Annotated in this window: 16 protein-coding genes and 1 pseudogene; 9 read left to right on the plus strand and 8 right to left on the minus strand. The window is 61.9% G+C overall.

Annotated elements, in window-relative coordinates:
* Positions 1-7: 7 nt before the first annotated feature.
* From APH41_RS13435 to APH41_RS13470, 8 genes are read left to right on the plus strand one after another with little or no spacing between them, the layout of a single operon-like run.
* A complete protein-coding gene (locus tag APH41_RS13435) occupies positions 8-1,255 on the plus strand; it encodes an NAD(P)/FAD-dependent oxidoreductase (RefSeq protein ID WP_034125588.1) in 1,248 nt (415 codons plus the stop codon).
* Positions 1,252-2,001 (plus strand): class I SAM-dependent methyltransferase, encoded by a 750-nt coding sequence (locus tag APH41_RS13440; RefSeq protein ID WP_014716593.1) that lies wholly within the window; start codon positions 1,252-1,254, stop codon positions 1,999-2,001. The genes APH41_RS13435 and APH41_RS13440 overlap by 4 nt, the downstream gene beginning before the upstream one ends.
* Positions 1,998-2,480: a hypothetical protein gene (locus tag APH41_RS13445; protein ID WP_054896213.1), complete on the plus strand. Its 483-nt coding sequence runs from the start codon at positions 1,998-2,000 to the stop codon at positions 2,478-2,480. The genes APH41_RS13440 and APH41_RS13445 overlap by 4 nt, the downstream gene beginning before the upstream one ends.
* Positions 2,477-3,643 (plus strand): beta-ketoacyl-[acyl-carrier-protein] synthase family protein, encoded by a 1,167-nt coding sequence (locus tag APH41_RS13450; RefSeq protein ID WP_054919432.1) that lies wholly within the window; start codon positions 2,477-2,479, stop codon positions 3,641-3,643. The genes APH41_RS13445 and APH41_RS13450 overlap by 4 nt, the downstream gene beginning before the upstream one ends.
* Positions 3,640-4,101, plus strand: coding sequence for a hotdog family protein (locus APH41_RS13455; protein WP_054919435.1), 462 nt, complete (start codon positions 3,640-3,642; stop codon positions 4,099-4,101). Before APH41_RS13450 ends, APH41_RS13455 begins: the two co-directional genes overlap by 4 nt.
* Positions 4,098-4,826, plus strand: a complete 729-nt coding sequence (fabG, locus tag APH41_RS13460; protein WP_014716589.1) for a 3-oxoacyl-ACP reductase FabG — start codon at positions 4,098-4,100, stop codon at positions 4,824-4,826. The genes APH41_RS13455 and fabG overlap by 4 nt, the downstream gene beginning before the upstream one ends.
* Positions 4,826-6,052, plus strand: a complete 1,227-nt coding sequence (locus APH41_RS13465; protein WP_032893933.1) for a beta-ketoacyl-ACP synthase — start codon at positions 4,826-4,828, stop codon at positions 6,050-6,052. The genes fabG and APH41_RS13465 overlap by 1 nt, the downstream gene beginning before the upstream one ends.
* A gap of 26 nt (positions 6,053-6,078) precedes the next feature.
* Complete coding sequence (locus APH41_RS13470; protein ID WP_003187927.1) at positions 6,079-6,498, plus strand: hypothetical protein; 420 nt, start codon at positions 6,079-6,081, stop codon at positions 6,496-6,498.
* A gap of 86 nt (positions 6,499-6,584) precedes the next feature.
* Here the strand turns inward: APH41_RS13470 and APH41_RS13475 are convergent, their stop codons facing one another.
* Positions 6,585-7,478: a LysR family transcriptional regulator gene (locus APH41_RS13475; RefSeq protein WP_034125583.1), complete on the minus strand. Its 894-nt coding sequence runs from the start codon at positions 7,476-7,478 to the stop codon at positions 6,585-6,587.
* 124 nt (positions 7,479-7,602) lie between these two features.
* Here APH41_RS13475 and APH41_RS13480 point away from each other — a divergent pair, with 124 nt between their 5' ends.
* Positions 7,603-8,877 carry an MFS transporter gene (locus tag APH41_RS13480; RefSeq protein ID WP_054919437.1) on the plus strand — a complete coding sequence of 425 codons (1,275 nt, stop codon included), beginning with the start codon at positions 7,603-7,605 and terminating at the stop codon, positions 8,875-8,877.
* Between the two features lie 115 nt (positions 8,878-8,992).
* On the opposite strand, the gene hemE is transcribed toward APH41_RS13480, so the two are convergent.
* The 7 genes and pseudogenes from hemE to APH41_RS13515 form a co-directional block, all read right to left on the minus strand.
* On the minus strand, positions 8,993-10,060 hold the full coding sequence (gene hemE / locus APH41_RS13485) for a uroporphyrinogen decarboxylase (RefSeq protein ID WP_003187922.1): 1,068 nt from the start codon (positions 10,058-10,060) through the stop codon (positions 8,993-8,995).
* 195 nt (positions 10,061-10,255) lie between these two features.
* Positions 10,256-11,674 (minus strand): FAD-dependent oxidoreductase, encoded by a 1,419-nt coding sequence (locus tag APH41_RS13490; RefSeq protein WP_046070563.1) that lies wholly within the window; start codon positions 11,672-11,674, stop codon positions 10,256-10,258.
* 32 nt (positions 11,675-11,706) lie between these two features.
* Positions 11,707-16,152, minus strand: a complete 4,446-nt coding sequence (gene gltB, locus APH41_RS13495; protein WP_054919442.1) for a glutamate synthase large subunit — start codon at positions 16,150-16,152, stop codon at positions 11,707-11,709.
* Between the two features lie 352 nt (positions 16,153-16,504).
* Positions 16,505-18,082 carry an SPOR domain-containing protein gene (locus APH41_RS13500; protein WP_054896205.1) on the minus strand — a complete coding sequence of 526 codons (1,578 nt, stop codon included), beginning with the start codon at positions 18,080-18,082 and terminating at the stop codon, positions 16,505-16,507.
* Positions 18,083-18,091: 9 nt separating this feature from the next.
* Positions 18,092-19,192: a 3-dehydroquinate synthase gene (gene aroB / locus APH41_RS13505; RefSeq protein ID WP_054919444.1), complete on the minus strand. Its 1,101-nt coding sequence runs from the start codon at positions 19,190-19,192 to the stop codon at positions 18,092-18,094.
* 126 nt (positions 19,193-19,318) lie between these two features.
* Positions 19,319-19,837: a shikimate kinase AroK gene (gene aroK / locus APH41_RS13510; RefSeq protein WP_003187914.1), complete on the minus strand. Its 519-nt coding sequence runs from the start codon at positions 19,835-19,837 to the stop codon at positions 19,319-19,321.
* Positions 19,838-19,841: 4 nt separating this feature from the next.
* Positions 19,842-21,101: pseudogene (locus tag APH41_RS13515) on the minus strand (type IV pilus secretin PilQ); the annotation flags it as partial.
* Positions 21,102-21,215: the final 114 nt, after the last annotated feature.

Here is a 21,215-nt window from a genome sequence, read left to right on the forward strand (position 1 = left end):
AGCCCTCGTGCCCACAGTTGAAATGGAACGTCGCCAGGTGGTGGTGATCGGTGCCGGGCCTTCCGGTGCCATCGCGGCCGCGCTGTTAAAGCGCAAAGGGCATGATGTATTGATCATCGAGCGCGAGCATTTCCCGCGTTTCTCGATTGGCGAAAGCCTGCTGTCGCACTGCATCGACTTCATCGAAGAAGCCGGCATGCTCGACGCTGTGCAAGCTGCAGGCTTCCAGGTAAAAACCGGCGCCGCATTCGCTTGGGGCGAGCGCTACAGTGCCTTTGATTTCAGCGACACCTTCAGCAACGGCAAGCCCACCACCTTCCAGGTGCAGCGCGGCGAGTTCGACAAATTGCTGGCCGACCAGGCGGCGTTGCAAGGCGTGGAAATCCGCTACGGCCAAACCATTGTCGGCGTGGATTTTTCTGCCGAGAGCCGGTATTTGCATGTGCGCCGCCAGAATGGCAGCGAGTACCACCTCAAGGCCAGGTTCGTGCTCGATGCCAGCGGCTACGGCCGTGTGTTGCCACGCCTGCTGGACCTGGAAGCACCGTCGAATTTCCCGCTGCGCCAGGCCGTATTCACCCACGTCGAAGACCGTATCGAACACCCAGGCTTTGACCGCAGCAAAATCCTGGTGACCACTCACCCGACCAAGCGCGATATCTGGTTCTGGACCATCCCGTTCAGTAACGGCCGTTGCTCGGTAGGCGTGGTCGCAGCCAAAGAGCATTTCGAGGGTGCCGACAGCGACCTCGACGCCTGCCTGCGCGGCTTTATCGAGCAAACCCCAAGCCTGTCCGCCGTGCTGCAAAATGCCGTCTGGGATACCCCGGCGCGCACCATCGGCGGCTACTCGGCCAACGTCAAAACCCTGCACGGCCCAGGCTTTGCGCTACTGGGCAATGCGGCGGAATTCCTCGACCCGGTGTTCTCTTCCGGCGTGACCATTGCCATGCGTTCGGCCAGCATGGCCGCAGGAGTGCTGCACCGCCAATTGAGCGGAGAAACGGTGGACTGGCAAACCGAGTTCGCCGAACCGCTCAAGCGCGGTGTCGATACCTTCCGTTGCTACGTCGAGGGCTGGTACGCGGGCACGTTCCAGGACGTGATTTTCCATCCTGGCAGTTCACCGGAGATTCGCCGCATGATCAGCTCTATCCTGGCCGGTTACGCCTGGGATGAACGCAACCCGTTTGTCAGCGAGCCGAAACGGCGCTTGCGGATGTTGTCGGATATTTGTGCGAGTGAAGCGGTATGAGCAGCCCTGGCGTTGAAAAAAACTACCTGAGTCAAAACTACGTCGAAGAAACCAAGTTCGGCTTCTGGTTCCTGCGCAGCCATACCTGGCAGCATCACGTATTGCGCGTGGCGATCAATGACCTGCGCAGCCTGTTCAGCGAGCCGCTGCCGGTGGCGCCGGTGTTGCTGGATGCCGGTTGCGGCCAGGGCAAATCCTTCCAGTTGCTGCATCAGGTGTTCGCGCCTTCGCGCCTGATCGGCCTGGATGCCGACCCTCACAGCCTGGCACTGAGCCGTGAAGAAGCCGCGCGGCTGGGCCTGGACGTCGAGTTGATCGGCAGCGACTGCGCGACCCTCAACCTAGCGGATGCCAGCGTCGATATCCTGTTCTGCCACCAGACCTTCCATCATCTGGTGGAACAACATCGCGCACTCAAGGAGTTCTATCGGGTGCTCAAGCCGGGCGGCTATCTGCTGTTTGCCGAATCCACCGAAGCCTACATCGACACCTGGGTGATTCGCTGGCTGTTCCGCCACCCGATGCATGTGCAGAAAAGCGCCGAAGAGTACCTGGAGATGCTGCGCGAGCAGGGCTTTGAGTTCGCTGCTCAGAACATTTCGTACCCTTACTTGTGGTGGAGCCGTTCCAGTGACTTCGGCCTGCTGGAACGTTGGGGCCTGCGCAAGGCACCGCCGGTGGGTCAGCGCGAGGAAACCCTGGTCAACTGCGTGGCCCGTAAACCTGTGGAGAATGCGGCCCCATGATGCGCCTGCTGTTGATAAGTTGCCTGTTGCTGCTCAGCGCCTGTGCCAGCCAGGCGCCGCTGCCGGAAAAAATGCCGGCCCTGGCCTTGCCGATGCAATTGCATGTGCAGCGCCTGGCAGACGGCCAGAGCCAGGACTGGCTGCTGGTGATCCAGCGCGAAGGCCGCGCGATTCGCTGGTCGATGATGGACCCGCTGGGCATTCCCCTGGCCCGGCAAAAACTGCTTGATGGGCAGTGGCAGGCAGACGGCTTGCTGCCGCCCAACCCCCAGGCGCGCACGCTATTTGCCGCGCTGCTGTTTGCCCTGACCGCGCCCGGTGACGTACCGGCGTTGTATCCCACTGCCCAGGCCATGGACCTGACGCGCACGCTGCCGGGCCACTGGCAGATCGTCTACCAGTCTTCGGAGGTGTTCAGCGTGAACATGGCCGACCCGCCGCTGAGTTACCGCATCAGCCCGCTGGGTGTGAGCCGATGACCGCCTACCTCAACGCCCTTGGCGTGATCTGCGCCCTTGGCCGTGGCCAGGCGCAAGTCAGCCGCAAGCTGTTTGCCGGCGACTGTTCGGGCATGCGTGCCGAAAGCGGCTGGGTGCCGGAACGCGTAGTGCCGGTGGCCGCCGTACACGGCGAACTGGCGAGCCTGCCCCCGGAACTGGCCCAGCAAAGCAGTCGCAATAACCAGTTGCTGCTGGAAGCGGCGCTGCAAATTGAAGATCAGATTCGTCTGGCCATCCAAACCTATGGCCCTGACCGGGTCGGGGTTGTGCTGGGCACCAGCACCTCGGGCATTGACGAAGCCAGCCGTGGCATTGCCCATTACCTGCAGAACACGCAGTTCCCCGCTGACTACGATTACCAGCAACAGGAACTCAGCGCCCCGGCCAACTTCCTCGCCGACTGGTTGAAAGTAAGCGGCCCGGCCTATGTGATTTCCACCGCCTGCACCTCCAGCGCCCGAGCATTGATGAGCGCCCAGCGCCTGTTGGACCTGGGGGTGTGCGATGCGGTGATCTGCGGCGGCGTGGACAGCCTGTGCAAGCTGACGCTGAACGGGTTTACCGCGCTGGAAGCAGTGTCTGCCGAGCGCTGTAATCCGTTCTCGGTGAACCGCAACGGCATCAATATCGGTGAAGCGGCGGTGCTGTTCCTGATGAGCCGCGAGCCGGCCCCCATCGCCTTGCTGGGCAGCGGCGCCAGTTGCGACGCGCACCATATCTCTGCGCCCGAGCCCAGTGGCAAGGGCGCGTTGCTGGCCATGCGCAAGGCCTTAGCCTGCGCGAAGCTTTCGCCCGAGCAGATCGGCTACCTGAACCTGCACGGCACCGCGACCCAACACAACGACGCCATGGAAAGCCTGGCGGTCGCCAGCCTGTTTCCCGGCGGCGTCGCCTGCTCATCGACCAAGCCCATGACCGGCCACACCCTCGGCGCTGCCGGGGCACTGGAAGCCGCGTTCTGCTGGCTGAGCCTGACCCATCGCCTGCTGCCACCCCACGTATGGGACGGCCATCCCGACCCGGCGCTGCCCGCGTTGCAATGGGTGCGCAGCGGCGACAGCTTGAAAAAAACCTGCCTGATGAGCAACTCGTTTGCCTTCGGCGGTAACAATGTCAGCCTGATAATCGCAGAGGCCCCATGATCGATTGGCCACTTGCTGAACTGCTGCCCCATGCGGGCGACATGATCCTGATCGACCAGGTGCTGTCGTTCGATGAAGAGCAGATCCACACCCGCGTCACCGTCAAGCCCGGCGGCCTGTTCAACCGTGCTGACGGTAGCCTGCCAGCCTGGGTCGGCATCGAGCTGATGGCGCAAAGCGTCGCCGCGTATGCCGGTTGCCATGCACGCCAGCAAGGCAAGGCCGTGGAACTCGGTTTCCTGTTGGGCACACGTAAGTTCGAGTGCAACGTGGAGCACTTCCCGGCCGGTGCCGAGCTGAATATCCACGGCCTGCGCTCCCTGGAAGACGACAACGGCATGGGTGTGTTCGAATGCCACCTCACCGGCGACGGTATCCAGGCCAGCGCGCGCCTAAACGTATTTCGACCGCCCCAGGCGGCCAACTATTTAGATGAATCGAAGGACGATACGCCATGACTGAATCCGTACTGGTCACCGGCTCCAGCCGTGGTATCGGCCGCGCCATTGCCCTGCGCCTGGCCCAGGCCGGCCATGACATTGTGCTGCATTGCCGCAGCGGTCGTGCCGAAGCCGACGCGGTACAGCTCGAGGTCCAAGCCCTGGGGCGCGAGGCACGCGTGCTGCAGTTCGACGTGGCGGATCGCGCTGCGTGCAAAGAGATCCTTGAGGCCGATGTGGAGCAGCATGGCGCCTATTACGGCGTGGTGCTCAATGCCGGCCTGACCCGCGACGGCGCCTTTCCTGCTCTGTCGGAAGACGATTGGGATGTGGTGATGCGCACCAACCTGGATGGTTTCTACAACGTGCTGCACCCGGTGATGATGCCGATGATTCGGCGCCGCGCCGCCGGGCGTATCGTGTGCATCACCTCGGTGTCCGGGCTGATCGGCAACCGCGGCCAGGTCAACTACAGCGCCTCCAAAGCCGGCTTGATCGGCGCGGCCAAGGCGCTGGCCATCGAGCTGGGCAAGCGCAAGATCACCGTCAACTGCGTGGCGCCGGGCCTGATCGACACCGCGATGCTGGATGAAAACGTGCCGGTAGAAGAACTGATGAAAATGATCCCGGCCCAACGCATGGGCACGCCGGAAGAAGTCGCCGGCGCCGTGAACTTCCTGATGTCCGCCGAAGCCGGCTATATCACGCGCCAGGTGCTGGCCGTGAACGGGGGCCTGTGCTGATGAAGCGCGTTGTCGTCACCGGCATGGCCGGCGTGACCTCCCTGGGCAGCGACTGGGACACCATCGCCGCGAACTTTCGCGCCAACCGCAGCGGCATCCGGCGCATGGATGAGTGGGACCGTTTCACCGAACTGAACACGCGCCTGGCCGGCCCTATCGACGATTTCGTCGTGCCCGCTCACTGGACGCGCAAACAACTGCGCAGCATGGGCCGCGTCTCGCGCCTGGCCGTGTGGGCTGCGGAGCAGGCGTTGCAAGACGCCGGCCTGCTCGGCGACGAGTCGATCAAGGACGGACGCATGGGCGTGGCCTGTGGCTCGTCCACCGGCAGCACCGATGAGATCAAGGCGTTTGGCAATATGCTGCTCAACTCGGTGGCCGAGGGGCTCAATGCCAACTCCTATGTGCGCATGATGCCCCACACCACGGCAGCGAATATCAGCATCTTCTTTGGCCTCACGGGCCGGCTGATTCCTACCTCCAGCGCCTGCACCAGCGGCAGCCAGGGCATCGGCTACGCCTATGAGGCAATCAAGTTCGGGCGCCTGCCGTTGATGCTCGCGGGCGGCGCAGAAGAGCTGTGCCCCACCGAAGCCATGGTCTTCGATGCGCTCTACGCCACCAGCCTGAAGAACGATGCGCCGCAAACCAGCCCGCGTCCCTACGACAGCGGCCGCGACGGCCTGGTGATCGGTGAAGGTGGCGGCATGCTGGTGCTGGAAGAATTGGAGCACGCGTTGGCGCGGGGCGCGCATATTCACGCTGAACTGGTTGGCTTCGGCAGCAATGCCGACGGCCAGCACACCACCCGCCCGGAACAGAAAACCATGCGCCGCGCCATGGAGCTGGCCCTGGAAGACGCGGGTCTTGAACCATCCGCCATCGGCTACGTGAACGGCCACGGCACGGCGACCGATCAGGGCGACATCGCTGAAACCCTGGCCACCAGCAGCCTGTTTGGCAGCCGCATGCCGATCAGTTCACAGAAGAGTTTCCTCGGCCACACCCTGGGTGCCTGCGGCGCGCTGGAATCGTGGTTCAGCATCGAGATGATGAACCGCGACCAGTACGTGCACACCTTCAACCTGGACGCGGTCGACCCGCAATGCGGCGAGCTGGACTACCTGCAAGGTGGCTTTCGCCAGATGCACAACGACTACGTGATGAACAACAACTTTGCCTTCGGCGGCGTCAACACCTCGTTGATCTTCCGCCGCTGGAGCTGACTTTTTAATCGACTGGAGAAAACGGAATGTCTTCCCTGCTACGCGCTACCCTGATCACGCTGGCCCTGCTGACCACGGCTGGCTGCACCAGCAAACCGGTGCTCAACACCCAGCACGAGTTGCCGGCCACGAGCCAGGTCAGCGAAGAAAAAATGAAACAGGTGATCGTCGCCGCCCTGCAAAAACGCGAGTGGACGGTACAACGCCTGAGCCCGCAACTGGTGCAGGCCGAGATCACCGTGCGCGGCCAGTTCTACGCCGCAATCGACATCCGCTACACCCGCAACAGCTACGCCATCACCTACCGCGACAGCCGCGACCTGGGCTACAAGGACGGTAAGATCCATCGCAACTACAACCGTTGGGTGAGCATGCTGGATCGGGATATTCTGGCGGGGTTGCGTACTTACAGCGTGAATGAAGCAAATACTTCGCCCCAAAACTGACCCCCTTGCTCCCGCTGGACTGCGCAGCAGGCCCATTTTTTAGGGCCGCTACGCGACCCAGCGGGAGCAAGCTCCCTCGCCACAGGTTATTGAGCGGCCTTACGCGTCAACAACTCCACAAACCCTTTCGCCATTGGCGTTTGCGCGCCCTTGCGCTGCACCAGCCACACCGCCGTCACTGCCTGCGGGTCGAGCAAGGTGCGATAGACCACGCCATCAATGCGGATGCGCTGGTAAGACGCCGGCAGCACCGACACCCCCAACCCCGCCGCCACAAGGCCGATGATGGTCATTGCTTCCCCTGCTTCCTGAGCAAAGTGCGGGCTGAACCCGGCGTCGCGAGCGAGGTTGAGCAACTGCGCGTACAAGCCGCTGCCGTAACTGCGCGGGAAGAACACGAAAGGCTCCTCGGCCAATTGCTCCAGATGCAAGCCGCGCTCACTGCCTTGCGCCAACGGGTGGCCGGCGCTCAATACCGCGACCAAGGGTTCGCGCATCAACTCGATCACGTTCAGTGAGTCGGGCAAGGGCAAAGGCCGCATCAACCCAACCTGAATCGACTCGTCCACCAGCGACTCGGCTACTTGGGTGCTGCTCATTTCTTGCAGGTTCAGATGCACCGCCGGGAATGCCTGGCGGAAGGCAAAGATCGCCTGGGGAATGCTGGCGTTGAACGGCGCAGACGAGGTGAAGCCGATCTTCAATTCACCCAGTTCCCCCAACTGCGCACGCCGCGCCACATCTGCCGCCTTGTCGACCTGGGCCAGCACCAACCGTGCCTCTTGCAAGAACAAACGCCCGGCCTCGCTCAGCTCGACCCGACGATTGGTACGCTCGAACAAGCGTGCGCCCAGCTCGTGTTCCAGCGCCTGGATCTGCTGGCTCAGGGGCGGCTGCGAGATGCCCAGCACCTGCGCGGCGCGGCCGAAGTGCAGTTCTTCGGCAACGGCGATGAAGTAGCGCAAATGGCGAAATTCCATGCAAGCCTCATTAGGTCGTAAAAGCTATCAAACAGGTCGAACAATATATTGGAAAGAATCATTAGCCAGCTATATGCTTTTTCGTATTGTCAGTCCTGGCAGACTTTCCTCCCCGAGGTCCCTCGTGAATCCTGCTGTTGCTCCACTTGCCCAACACACCCCGCCCTCAGCCCTTGATGACGTGGTGGCGCAGCTCAACGACGCGTACATCGAAAAAGGCACGCCGATGTTCATGCGCACCGTGCTGGCGCTGTTCTCCGGCGGCTTCGCCACCTTTGCGCTGTTGTATTGCGTGCAGCCGATGATGCCGGCGCTGTCCCACGAGTTTTCCATCAATGCGGCGCAAAGCAGCCTGATTTTGTCCGTCGCGACCGCCATGCTCGCCTGCGGCCTGCTGATCACCGGGCCGATATCCGACAGGCTGGGGCGCAAGCCGGTGATGGTCGCTGCGTTGTTCTGTGCGGCGCTGGCCACCATCGCCAGCGGCTTGATGCCGAGCTGGGAGGGCATCCTGTTGATGCGTGCACTGGTGGGCTTGTCCTTGAGCGGCCTGGCCGCCGTGGCCATGACCTACCTCAGCGAAGAGATCCACCCGCAGCACATCGGCCTGGCCATGGGCCTGTACATCGGCGGCAACGCGATTGGGGGCATGAGCGGGCGCCTGATCATCGGCGTGTTGATCGACTTCGTCAGCTGGCACACCGCAATGCTGATCATCGGCGCCCTGGCGTTGATCGCTGCCACGGTGTTCTGGAAGATCCTCCCCGAATCGCGCAACTTCCGCGCCAGCAGCCTCAAGCCACGCAGCCTGGTGGACGGCTTTGTCATGCACTTCAAGGACGCCGGCCTGCCGTGGCTGTTCCTTGAAGCCTTCCTGCTGATGGGCGCGTTCGTGACGATGTTCAACTACATCGGCTATCGCCTGCTGGCCTCCCCCTACGAGTTGAGCCAGGCGGTGGTCGGTTTGCTGTCAGTGGTGTACCTCTCGGGCATCTACAGCTCGGCGAAAATCGGCTCCCTGGCCGACCGCCTCGGCCGCCGCCGCGTACTATGGGGCACCATCGTGCTGATGCTCGCCGGCATGGCCCTGACGCTGTTCACGCCTTTGTGGCTGGTGGTACCGGGCATGCTGGTGTTCACCTTCGGCTTCTTCGGCGCCCACTCGGTCGCCAGCAGCTGGATCGGCCGCCGCGCAGTGAAGGCCAAGGGGCAGGCGTCGTCGCTGTACCTGTTCTGCTATTACGTCGGGTCGAGCATTGCCGGGACGGCGGGTGGGTTTTTCTGGCACTTTGCCGGGTGGAACGGGATTGGCGCGTTCATCGTCGCTCTGTTGGTTGGCGCGTTGCTGGTGGCGTTGAAGCTGGCGAAGTTGCCGCCACTGGGCCATGTGAAAGCCTGAGGCGACTGGCTTTATGTGGGAGCTGGCTTGCCTGCGATAGCGGTGTTGAATTCGCCGCCGCCATCGCAGCGATGCGGCGACCCGACAAGCCAGCTCCCACATTTTGTTTTGCGTTTTACTCGTGGTATTGCGCCGATAGTTCGTGCACTGCGCGCAAGAACGCACCCGCGTGCTCCGGGTTCACTTCCGGTGTGATGCCGTGGCCAAGGTTGAACACGTGGCCACTGCCCTTGCCATAGCTGGCCAGGATGCGTCCGACTTCGGCGCGGATCGCTTCTGGCTTGGCGTACAGCACGGTCGGGTCCATGTTGCCTTGCAGGGCAACCTGGTTGCCGACGCGACGGCGCGCTTCGCCGAGGTCGCAGGTCCAGTCCAGGCCCAATGCATCGGCGCCCGCGTCAGCGATGCTTTCCAGCCACAGGCCGCCGCCTTTGGTGAACATGATCACCGGAACCTTGCGGCCTTCGTGCTCACGGATCAGGCCGCTGACGATCTTGCGCATGTAGGCCAGGGAGAACTCCTGGTACGCCGCCGCCGACAGGTTGCCACCCCAGGTGTCGAAAATCTGTACCGCTTGGGCACCCGCCATGATCTGGCCGTTGAGGTAGGACGTGACCGACTGCGCCAGCTTGTCCAGCAACAGGTGCATGGCTTGCGGGTTGTCGTAGAGCATGGCTTTGGTCTTGCGGAAGTCTTTCGACGAGCCGCCTTCAACCATGTAGGTGGCCAGGGTCCAGGGGCTGCCGGAGAAACCGATCAGCGGCACGCGGCCGTTGAGCTCGCGGCGGATGGTGCTCACAGCATCCATCACGTAGCCCAGGTCTTTGTGTGGGTCAGGGATCGGCAGGGCTTCGATATCGGCCAGGGTGCTGACGACTTTCTTGAAGCGCGGGCCTTCGCCGGTTTCGAAGTACAGGCCTTGGCCCATGGCGTCCGGGATGGTGAGGATATCGGAGAAGAGGATGGCCGCATCCAGTTGTGGGTAGCGGTCCAGCGGCTGCATCGTGACTTCGCAGGCGAACTCCGGGTTCATGCACAGGCTCATGAAATCACCGGCGTTGGCGCGACTGGCGCGGTATTCCGGCAGATAGCGACCGGCTTGACGCATCATCCACACCGGGGTGACGTCTACGGGTTGCTTGAGCAGGGCACGAAGGAAACGGTCGTTCTTGAGGGCAGTCATGTCGGCATCCGCAAAAAAAGTGCGGGCATTTTCTCAGAGCGCGACGCAAAAGGCACGGAATGCACCGTGCCTTTTGTCTATCGGGTCAATTTGTCGCGGCAATGCCGCCGCAGGATCGCTCCCACGCTCCGCGTCATGCTGTTCGGGACGCGGAGCGTCCTGGCGGCATTCCCACGCAGAGCGTGGGAACGATCATCAGACTTGCAGGTAGTCCAGGATGCCTTCGGCGGCGTTACGGCCTTCGAAGATCGCGGTGACCACAAGGTCCGACCCACGCACCATGTCGCCACCGGCGAAGATCTTCGGGTTGCTGGTCTGGTGCTTGTACTGGCCTTGTTCCGGGGCCACGACGCGGCCCTGGCTGTCGGTCTGGATTTCGAACTGCTCGAACCACGACGCCGGGCTTGGGCGGAAACCGAAGGCGATGACCACGGCGTCGGCCGGGATGATTTCTTCGGAACCCGGGATCGGCTCGGGGCTGCGACGGCCACGGGCGTCCGGTTCGCCGAGACGGGTCTCGACCACCTTCACACCTTCCACACGGTCTTCACCGACGATGGCGATCGGCTGGCGGTTGTAGAGGAATTTCACGCCTTCTTCCTTGGCGTTCTTCACCTCTTTGCGCGAGCCGGGCATGTTGGCTTCGTCACGGCGATAAGCGCAGGTCACCGACTTGGCGCCCTGGCGGATCGAGGTGCGGTTGCAATCCATCGCGGTGTCGCCACCGCCCAGCACCACGACCTTCTTGCCCTTCATGTCGACGAAATCTTCCGGCGACTTTTCAAAGCCCAGGTTGCGGTTGACGTTGGCGATCAGGAAGTCGAGCGCGTCATACACGCCGGGCAAGTCCTCACCGGCAAAGCCGCCCTTCATGTAGGTGTAGGTGCCCATGCCCATGAACACCGCATCGTATTCGGCGAGCAGTTGCTCCATGGTGATGTCTTTGCCGATTTCGGTATTGAGGCGGAACTCGATACCCATGCCAGTGAACACTTCACGACGGTGGCTGAGTACGGTTTTTTCCAGCTTGAATTCAGGGATACCGAAGGTCAGCAGGCCACCGATTTCCGGGTTCTTGTCGAACACCACCGGAGTCACGCCGCCACGCACCAGCACGTCGGCACACCCCAGGCCAGCAGGGCCCGCGCCGATGATCGCGACGCGCTTGCCGGTTGGCTTGACCTTGGACATGTCCGGGCGCCAGCCCATGGCGAACGCCGTATCGGTGATGTACTTCTCCACCGAACCGATGGTCACCGCGCCGAAGCCGTCGTTGAGGGTGCAGGCACCTTCACACAGACGGTCTTGCGGGCACACCCGGCCGCAGACTTCCGGCAGGGTGTTGGTCTGGTGCGACAGCTCGGCGGCGGCGAGGATGTTGCCCTCGGCCACCAGTTTGAGCCAGTTGGGAATGAAGTTGTGCACCGGGCACTTCCATTCGCAATACGGGTTACCGCATCCCAGGCAGCGGTGGGCCTGGTCGGCCGAGTGCTGGGGCTTGAAGGGTTCGTAGATTTCCACGAACTCTTTCTTGCGTTGACGCAACAGTTTCTTCTTCGGATCTTTGCGCCCGACATCGATGAACTGGAAGTCGTTATTCAGACGTTCAGCCATGTTAAAACCTCATCAAACTGTTCAGGCGCATATCACTGCGGGTTGGCACGGATGCTGGAAAGCAACGATTTCAGGTTGGCAGCCTTGGGCTTGACCAGCCAGAAACGACGCAGGTAATCATCGAGGTTTTCGGCGAGGTTGCGACCCCATTCGCTGCCGGTTTCCTCGACGTACTCGTCCAGCACGTGCTGCAAGTGGTTCCGGTAGGATTCCATGGCTTCGCCGCTGATGCGCTGGATCTCGACCAACTCGTGGTTGACCTTGTCGACGAAGGTGTTGTCCTGGTCGAGCACGTAGGCGAAACCGCCGGTCATGCCCGAACCGAAGTTGTAACCGGTCTTGCCCAGTACCGCGACAAAGCCTCCGGTCATGTACTCGCAGCAGTGATCGCCAGTGCCTTCCACCACGGTGTGAGCACCGGAGTTACGCACGGCGAAACGCTCACCGGCAGTACCTGCGGCAAACAGCTTGCCACCGGTGGCGCCGTACAGGCAGGTGTTGCCGATGATGGCACTGTCCTGGGTCTTGTACACACTGCCAGCCGGCGGAACGATGACCAGTTTGCCGCCAGTCATGCCCTTGCCCACGTAGTCGTTGGCGTCGCCTTCCAGGTACATGTGCAGGCCGCCGGCGTTCCACACGCCGAAGCTCTGGCCCGCAGTGCCCTTGAAGCGGAAGGTGATCGGCGCTTTCGCCATGCCCTGGTTGCCGTGCTTGCGTGCGATTTCGCCGGAGATGCGTGCGCCGATGGAACGGTCGCAGTTGCAGATATCCAGGGCGAATTCGCCACCGCTGGCGTCGTTGATCGAGGAGCCGGCCATTTCGACCATTTTCTCGGCCAACAGGCCTTTGTCGAACGGTGGGTTGCGGTCCACCTGGCAGAACTGTGGCTTGTCTGCCGGGATGTGATCGCTGCCCAACAGCGGGCTGAGGTCCAGATGTTGTTGCTTGGCGGTCTGGCCTTCGAGGATGTCCAACAGGTCGGTGCGACCGATCAGCTCTTCCAGCGAACGCACGCCCAATTTGGCCAGCCACTCACGGGTTTCTTCGGCGACGTAGGTGAAGAAATTCACCACCATGTCGACGGTGCCGATGTAGTGATCCTTGCGCAGTTTTTCGTTCTGAGTCGCCACGCCGGTGGCGCAGTTGTTCAGGTGGCAGATGCGCAGGTATTTGCAGCCCAGGGCGATCATGGGCGCAGTACCGAAGCCGAAACTTTCGGCGCCGAGGATCGCGGCCTTGATCACATCGAGGCCGGTTTTCAGGCCGCCGTCGGTCTGTACTCGCACCTTGCCGCGCAGGTCGTTGCCGCGCAGGGTCTGGTGGGTTTCGGCCAGGCCGAGCTCCCACGGTGCACCGGCGTACTTGATCGAGGTCAGCGGCGAAGCGCCGGTGCCGCCGTCGTAGCCGGAGATGGTGATCAGGTCGGCATAGGCCTTGGCCACACCGGCGGCGATGGTGCCGACGCCGGCTTCTGCCACCAGTTTCACCGAGACCAGGGCCTGGGGGTTGACTTGTTTCAAGTCGAAAATCAGCTGCGACAAGTCTTCAATCGAGTAAATGTCGTGGTGCGGCGGTGGCGAGATCAACGTCACGCCCGGCACCGCATAGCGCAGCTTGGCGATCAAACCGTTGACCTTGCCGCCTGGCAGTTGACCACCCTCACCCGGCTTGGCGCCTTGGGCCACCTTGATCTGCAGCACCTCGGCATTCACCAGGTACTCCGGGGTCACCCCGAAACGACCGGTGGCCACCTGCTTGATCTTCGAACTTTTGAGCGTGCCGTAGCGCGCCGGGTCTTCACCGCCTTCGCCGGAGTTGGAACGCGCACCCAGGCGGTTCATGGCTTCGGCCAGGGCTTCGTGAGCCTCGGGCGATAGGGCGCCCAGGGAAATACCGGCGGAGTCGAAGCGCTTGAGGATCGACTCCAGCGGCTCGACTTCGGCGATGTCCATCGGCGTGTCCAGAGTTTTCACCTTGAACAGATCGCGGATCATCGACACCGGGCGGTTGTCCACCAGGCTCGTGTATTCCTTGAACTTGGCGTAGTCGCCCTGCTGCACAGCGGCTTGCAGGGTGTTGACCACGTCCGGGTTGTAGGCATGGTATTCGCCACCGTGCACGAACTTGAGCAGGCCACCTTGCTGGATCGGCTTACGCGCGCTCCAGGCTTCGGCGGCCAGGGCTTTTTGCTCGGCTTCGATGTCGACGAAACGCGCACCCTTGATGCGGCTCGGTACGCCACGGAAACTCAGCTCGCAGACTTCTTCGGACAGACCGATGGCTTCGAACAACTGCGCGCCACGGTAGGAGGTGACGGTGGAGATACCCATCTTCGACAGGATCTTCAGCAGGCCCTTGGTGATGCCCTTGCGGTAGTTCTTGAACACCTCATAGAGGTCGCCCAGCACTTCACCGGTACGGATCAGGTCACCCAGCACTTCGTACGCGAGGAACGGGTAAACCGCCGAAGCGCCGAAACCGATCAGCACCGCAAAGTGATGCGGGTCGCGGGCAGTGGCGGTTTCCACGAGGATGTTGGAGTCGCAGCGCAGGCCTTTTTCGGTCAGGCGGTGGTGCACCGCACCGGTCGCCAGGGACGCGTGGATCGGCAACTTGCCAGGCGCGATATGGCGGTCGGTCAGTACGATCTGGGTACGACCGGCACGCACGGCTTCTTCAGCCTGGTCAGCAACGTTACGCACTGCGGCTTCAAGGCCCAGGCTCTCGTCGTAGTTCAGGTCGATGATCTGACGATCGAAGCCCGGACGCTCCAGGGTCATCAGCGAGCGCCATTTGGCCGGGGAAATGACCGGCGAGCTGAGGATCACGCGGGAGGCATGCTCAGGCGATTCCTGGAAGATGTTGCGCTCGGCGCCGAGGCACACTTCCAAGGACATCACGATGGCTTCACGCAGCGGGTCGATCGGCGGGTTGGTCACCTGGGCGAACTGCTGGCGGAAGTAGTCGTACGGCGTGCGTACGCGCTGGGACAGCACGGCCATTGGCGTGTCATCGCCCATGGAGCCGACGGCCTCGTAGCCTTGCTCACCGAGCGGACGCAGCACCTGGTCGCGCTCTTCGAACGTGACCTGGTACATCTTCATGTACTGCTTGAGCTGGTCCACGTCATAGAAAGCCGAACCGTGGTCGTTGTCTTCCATGGTCGCCTGGATGCGCAGGGCGTTCTTGCGCAGCCATTGCTTGTACGGGTGACGGGACTTCAAGCGGTTGTCGATGGCGTCGGTGTCGAGGATCTGCCCGGTCTCGGTGTCCACGGCCAGGATCTGGCCAGGGCCCACACGGCCTTTGGCGATCACGTCTTCAGGCTTGTAGTCCCACACGCCGATTTCCGAGGCGAGGGTGATGAAACCGTTGGTGGTGGTCACCCAACGCGCCGGGCGCAGGCCGTTACGGTCGAGCAGGCACACCGCATAGCGGCCGTCGGTCATGACCACGCCGGCCGGGCCGTCCCACGGTTCCATGTGCATCGAGTTGTACTCGTAGAACGCACGCAGGTCCGGGTCCATCGTCTCGACGTTCTGCCACGCTGGCGGAATGATCATGCGCACGCCACGGAACAGGTCGATGCCGCCGGTGACCATCAGTTCGAGCATGTTGTCCATGCTGGAGGAGTCGGAACCCACGCGATTGACCAGCGGGCCGAGCTCTTCGAGGTCCATCAAATCGTTGGCGAACTTGGTGCGACGGGCCTGGGCCCAGTTGCGGTTGCCAGTGATGGTATTGATCTCGCCGTTGTGGGCGAGGAAGCGGAATGGCTGGGCCAGCGGCCATTTCGGCAGGGTATTGGTGGAAAAGCGCTGGTGGAACACGCAGATTGCGGTTTGCAGGCGCTCATCGCTAAGGTCTGGATAGAAGGCGGTGAGGTCCGCCGGCATCATCAGGCCTTTATAAATGATGGTCTTGTGGGAAAAGCTGCAGATGTAATGGTCGGTGTCGGCGGCGTTGAGCACCGACGAACGACGACGGGACGTGAACAGCTTGATCGCCATGTCCTGGTCGCTCAGGCCATCGCCTGCGATGAATACTTGTTCGATCTGCGGCAGGCGCTCCAGGGCCAGGCGGCCGAGTACGCTGGTGTCGATGGGCACTTTGCGCCATCCGACAATTTGCAGGCCGGCGGCGGCGATCTCGCGGTTCATGTTCTCGCGAGCGGCTTCGGCTTTTACCGGGTCCTGGTTGAAAAACACCATGCCCACGGCGTACTGCTTGGGCAGTTCGACCGCGAATTGCTCTTTGGCGACAGCGCGCAGGAACTGGTCGGGCTTTTGAATCAGCAAGCCACAGCCGTCACCGGTCTTGCCGTCGGCGTTGATCCCACCGCGGTGGGTCATGCAGGTCAGGGCCTCGATGGCCGTTTGCAAAAGGGTATGACTGGGTTCGCCCTGCATGTGGGCTATCAGGCCGAAACCGCAGTTATCCTTGAATTCATCGGGTTGGTACAGACCTGCTTTCATAGACACTTTCTCACCAGGCTGCCTCTTTTACCGAGGCAAATTTCTTTTCAATTCAACCGGTTACCTTCCACGCCGAACGTACGCCGGCTTAGCGGGGGCAAAAGGGAGGTCATTGTACACACCGACACAGACGCTCACAAATTTAGCGACGAAATGTCGCAAATCTATGTCGCATTTATGAAAGGTTTAAAGCGATATGCTGTGCTAGTCAAAACTTTTTTAATTCTGACCGCTACGACTCAAAAGCCACTGTGACGCAGACACCACAAAGCGCGCGGTCTCGGGAGACTGCACGCACTTGCGGATTTTTTTGAGGTGCCGGGAGGGCGGCCTGGGTAAGGCCGCCGGATCTTCAGCGAGTTGCTGCCAGTTCTTGTTGAACGCTGGCAACAGTGCGAGGCCAAGGTTTACCAGCCTGAACCTTCGCTGGCAAGGCCTTGATGGCAGAATCGGCTGCGGCGCGGCTTGGGAAGCTGCCGTAGGTGATCACGTAGAGAGGCTTGCCGTTGAGCACTTTCTTGAAATAACGGTACTGGCCGCCCTGCTCTTTGACGAACGCCTGGGCGTTGGCTTCGGAGCTGGTGCCGAGGATTTGCACCACAAAGTTACCGGTAGGCTGGCTGCTGTACCAGCTGCTGCCAGCAGCGCCGGCCTTGGCAACGGTGGCGGCTGGTTTTTCCGCAGGCTTGGCGGCCGGGGCTGGTTTGGCGGCTGGCGCTGGTGCGACAGGCTTGGTCACCGGAGCAGGCTTGGCGGTAGCAACGGTGGGCGCCGGCGTCGGAGTCGGCTTGGCGACCGGAGCAACCGGTGTCGCTGGCACACCGGCCGGTACGCCTGCAGGTGGCGCGGTGGTGGTCACGGTCGGCGGCGTGGCGCTGGAGCCTTCCACCGGCACACCGTCGTCACCTTCGGAGATGCCACCGGCTTCTTCGGCCAGAGGGCCGCGCATCACAGGTTGGCCGACCATCGGCAGGTTGGTCGGTTGGCCGGAGTTGGCAAATTCGACGTTTGGCGTGGGCTTGCCCAGTGGCAACTGCGCCTGTTCGGTTGGCGCGCCAGTGGTTGTCGGTGCTTTGTTGCGGCCCGGGATCAACCAGGCGGCGGCAACAGCGACCACGACAACGGCGGAAATAGCCAATACGTGCTTCTTAGGCATAGTGAACCCCATCTTTGGACGCTTGACCGCAGAGCGGCTGGCAATCATGGCTTCGATCATGGCATCGCGGGCAACCTGGTTGATATTTCCAGGCCAGCCATCGGAGCTTTCGTGAATATCAGAGATCTGCGCAGCGGTGAAAAGTTCGATACCCGCCCCTGCGCCTTCAAGACGTTGTGCAAGGTATTCGCGGGTTTCTTCCTCTTCGTACGGCTGCAACTCGATGACGTGAAACAGCTCCTGCTCACCGCTGATCTGCTCCAGATCGGCGATCAACGACGACTCACCGAACAGGAACACATGCGGGCGACCTTCCGGCGTACCCGCTGCCAGCGCCAGCAAGGCTTCCAGGGCCGATTCGTCGAGCTGCTCGGCGTCGTCTACCAACAGGTAGACTTCCTGGCCGGTCAGGCCCAATTGCACCACCTGCTTGAGAATCGCGTTCGGCTCGGCGTTGGAGACGTTCAACGCTTGCGCCACCTCGCGCAGTACGCCAGCCGCATCACCGGCACCGCGGGCAGATACCACCACGCTCTGCACCGATTGTTTGTTGGTACTGGCCACCAGCGCCTGGCGCAGCAAGGTCTTGCCGCTGCCCAGAGGGCCGGTCACCACCAGCAGCAACTGGCTGTAGCGCGCAAGGTGATGCAACTGCCCAAGTACCGGCTTGCGCTGGGCGGGGAAGAACTTGAAACCCGGCACCCGTGGTGCGAAGGGGTCGTGGCTCAAGTGATAATGGCCGAGGAACGCCTCGTCGGCATGCAAACTAGTCATCGGGTCTTATTAACCTTTGAGCTGGGCCAGGGCGCGGTAATCCGCTCCCAGCGTGGCCTGTAGAATCTCTTTTGGATAATCGTCGGTCACCACGGCATCGCCGATGTGGCGCAGCAGTACCAGTCGAAGTCGACCGTCGATCACTTTCTTGTCTATCGCCATATGTTCAAGGAAATCCGCCTCGGTCATCTCCGTGGGCGGAACAACCGGCAAACCGGCACGCTGGAACAGGCGGATACCGCGATCGCGCTCTTGGGCGCTGATCCAGCCCAGGCGCTGCGACATATCCAATGCCATCACGGTGCCAGCCGCTACGGCTTCCCCATGCAACCACACACCATAGCCCATGTGCGTTTCGATCGCATGGCCGAAGGTGTGGCCCAGGTTCAGCGTGGCCCGCACGCCGGACTCACGCTCGTCGGCGTTGACCACCAGCGCCTTGGCCGCGCAGGAGCGGGAAATCGCTTCGGTCAGGGCTACCTGATCGAGGGCGCGCAAGGCGTCCATGTGTTCTTCCAGCCAGGTCAGGAACGGCTCATCGCAAATCAGGCCGTACTTGATGACTTCCGCCAGACCCGCCGACAGCTCGCGCGGCGGCAAGGTGTTGAGGGTAGCGGTGTCGATCAGCACAGCCTGAGGCTGGTAGAACGCGCCGACCATGTTCTTGCCCAGCGGGTGGTTGATGCCGGTCTTGCCGCCCACCGACGAATCGACCTGGGACAGCAAGGTGGTCGGCACCTGGATGAAATCCACGCCGCGCTGGTAGCAGGCCGCGGCAAACCCGGCCATGTCGCCAATCACACCGCCGCCCAGGGCGACCACAGTGGTTCGACGGTCATGGCGCGCAGTCAGCAGGCCATCAAAGATCAGTTGCAGGGTTTCCCAGTTTTTGTGGGCTTCGCCGTCAGGCAACACCACGGAGATCACCGAGTACGCCGCCAGGCTGCGGCTCAGACGCTCAAGGTACAGCGGCGCGACCGTTTCGTTGGAGATGATTGCCACCTGTCGGCCGGCAATATGCGGCGCAAGCAGTTCGGGCTGGTCCAACAGACCTGCGCCAATGTGGATCGGGTAGCTGCGCTCGCCTAGATCGACCTTAAGTGTCTGCATGTGTCCCCGCGTTGAAGATGTATTAACGACCGGCACTGTCGACATCTCGACACCGCCTGGTGGCTCTACGCCATACCTTATAAGGTCATGGCGCGCCGCCGAGAATAGCGCATTTCGGGCCAGGCTTTAACGGGGTGGCAACCGTTGCAGGCGCTCAAGGATGTCAAGTACGACCATCCGAGGTGGCCGCTCATCGGTTTCCACCACCAGATCGGCGATTTCCCGATACAGCGGATCGCGCAGCGCCAGCAGGTCCCGCAGGGTTTTCGCCGGGTCGGCGGTGCGCAGCAACGGGCGATTGCGATCACGGGCGGTACGGCCCACCTGCTGTTCGACCGACGCGTGCAAATACACCACCCGACCACCGGCATGCAGCGCCCGACGGTTTTCATCGCGCATGACGGCGCCACCGCCGGTCGCCAATACCACGCCATCGCAGCCGCACAGCTCGGCAATCATCGCCTGCTCGCGGTCACGAAAGCCCAGCTCGCCTTCTTTATCGAAGATCCATGGGATATTGGCACCCGTGCGCAATTCAATTTCCTTGTCGGAATCTTTGAACGGCAGGCGCAGCTCTTTGGCCAGCAAACGGCCGATGGTGCTTTTTCCAGCCCCCATCGGCCCTACAAGAATCAAATTTCGCACAGAATCAACGACTCACAGCAATCGCCTGGTTATTCATGATACGCGGAGTCAGGAATACCAGCAGCTCGGATTTTTTCTCCGCCAGCACATCGCGCCGGAAAAGGCGGCCAAGATACGGCACATCGCCCAAAAATGGCACTTTATCTACCACTTTGCTTTGGGTGTTGGAGAAAACCCCGCCAATGACGATGGTCTCGCCATCCCTGACCAGAACCTTGGCGTTGACCTCGTTTTTCTTGATCGGCGGCACGTCATTGAGTCGGTTCAGGTAGTCGGGCTCATCCTTGGTGACCTTGACCGCCATGATCACATGGTCGTCGGGAGTGATTTGCGGCGTGACTTCAAGCGACAGCGAGGCCTCTTTGAACGATACCGAGGTGGCACCCTGGGAGGTGGATTCCTGATAAGGAATCTCGGTGCCTTTGAGGATGCGTGCAGTCTCTTTGTCGGAGGTGACGACCTTGGGCTGCGAGACGATCTCACCGTTGCCGGTTTTTTCCATGGCGGTCAGCTCAAGGTCCAGCAACAGGTTGTCGGTGATATAGGCGATCCCCAGGCCCGAGGTTCCGGCCAGCGACCCCAAGTCGACAAAGGGTGAACTGGGTGGGTTTTGCGGCGGCTCGGCACCCTCCGCCAGCGGCTTGCCAATACCGCCAACCCCGCTGTTGCCGCGGGTGAGCCGCCCACCCCAGCGCACACCCAGGCTTTTGTCGTAGTCGACATTGGCCTCCACAATCCGCGCCTCGATCATGACCTGGCGTACCGGGATATCCAGTTGCGCCACGATGCGCCGCAGCTCTTCGAGCCGCTCGCCAGTCTGGTAGGCGATGATGTTGTTGGTGCGGTCATCCACCGCCACCGAACCGCGCTCATCGGTGGAGCCCTCAAAGCCGGTCACCGACTGAAACAGCTTGGCCAGGTCGGCGGCCTTGGCGTAATTGACCTGCAGCAGCTCCCGACGCAAGGGAGCCAGCTCGGCCATCTGCTTGCGCGACTCCAGCATCAACAGCTCGCGAGCAGCCAATTCATCGGCGGGCGCCACCAGCAACACGCCCGCCTTGACTCGCTTGTCCAAGCCCTTGGTTTGCAGTACCAGGTCCAGAGCCTGGTCCCAGGGCACATCCTTGAGCCGCAGGGTGATCGAGCCCTGCACATCATCGCTGGTCACCAGGTTGAGCCCGGCGACATCGGCAATTTGCTGCAAGACCGCGCGCAGGTCGATGTCCTGGAAATTCAGGGTCAGCTTGGCGCCTGTATAGCTGAACGGCTGGGCACTGTCGGGCGGCGGCAGTTGGATAAGGTCCAGGCGATTGGGCACAGCAGCAGCCATCGGTGCCGTCAACGCTATCCATAGCGCCACACCGAAGGACGAGAAGGT

The organism is Pseudomonas sp. NBRC 111138 (assembly GCF_001320835.1).
In the GTDB taxonomy this organism is placed as follows: Bacteria; Pseudomonadota; Gammaproteobacteria; order Pseudomonadales; family Pseudomonadaceae; genus Aquipseudomonas; species Aquipseudomonas paracarnis.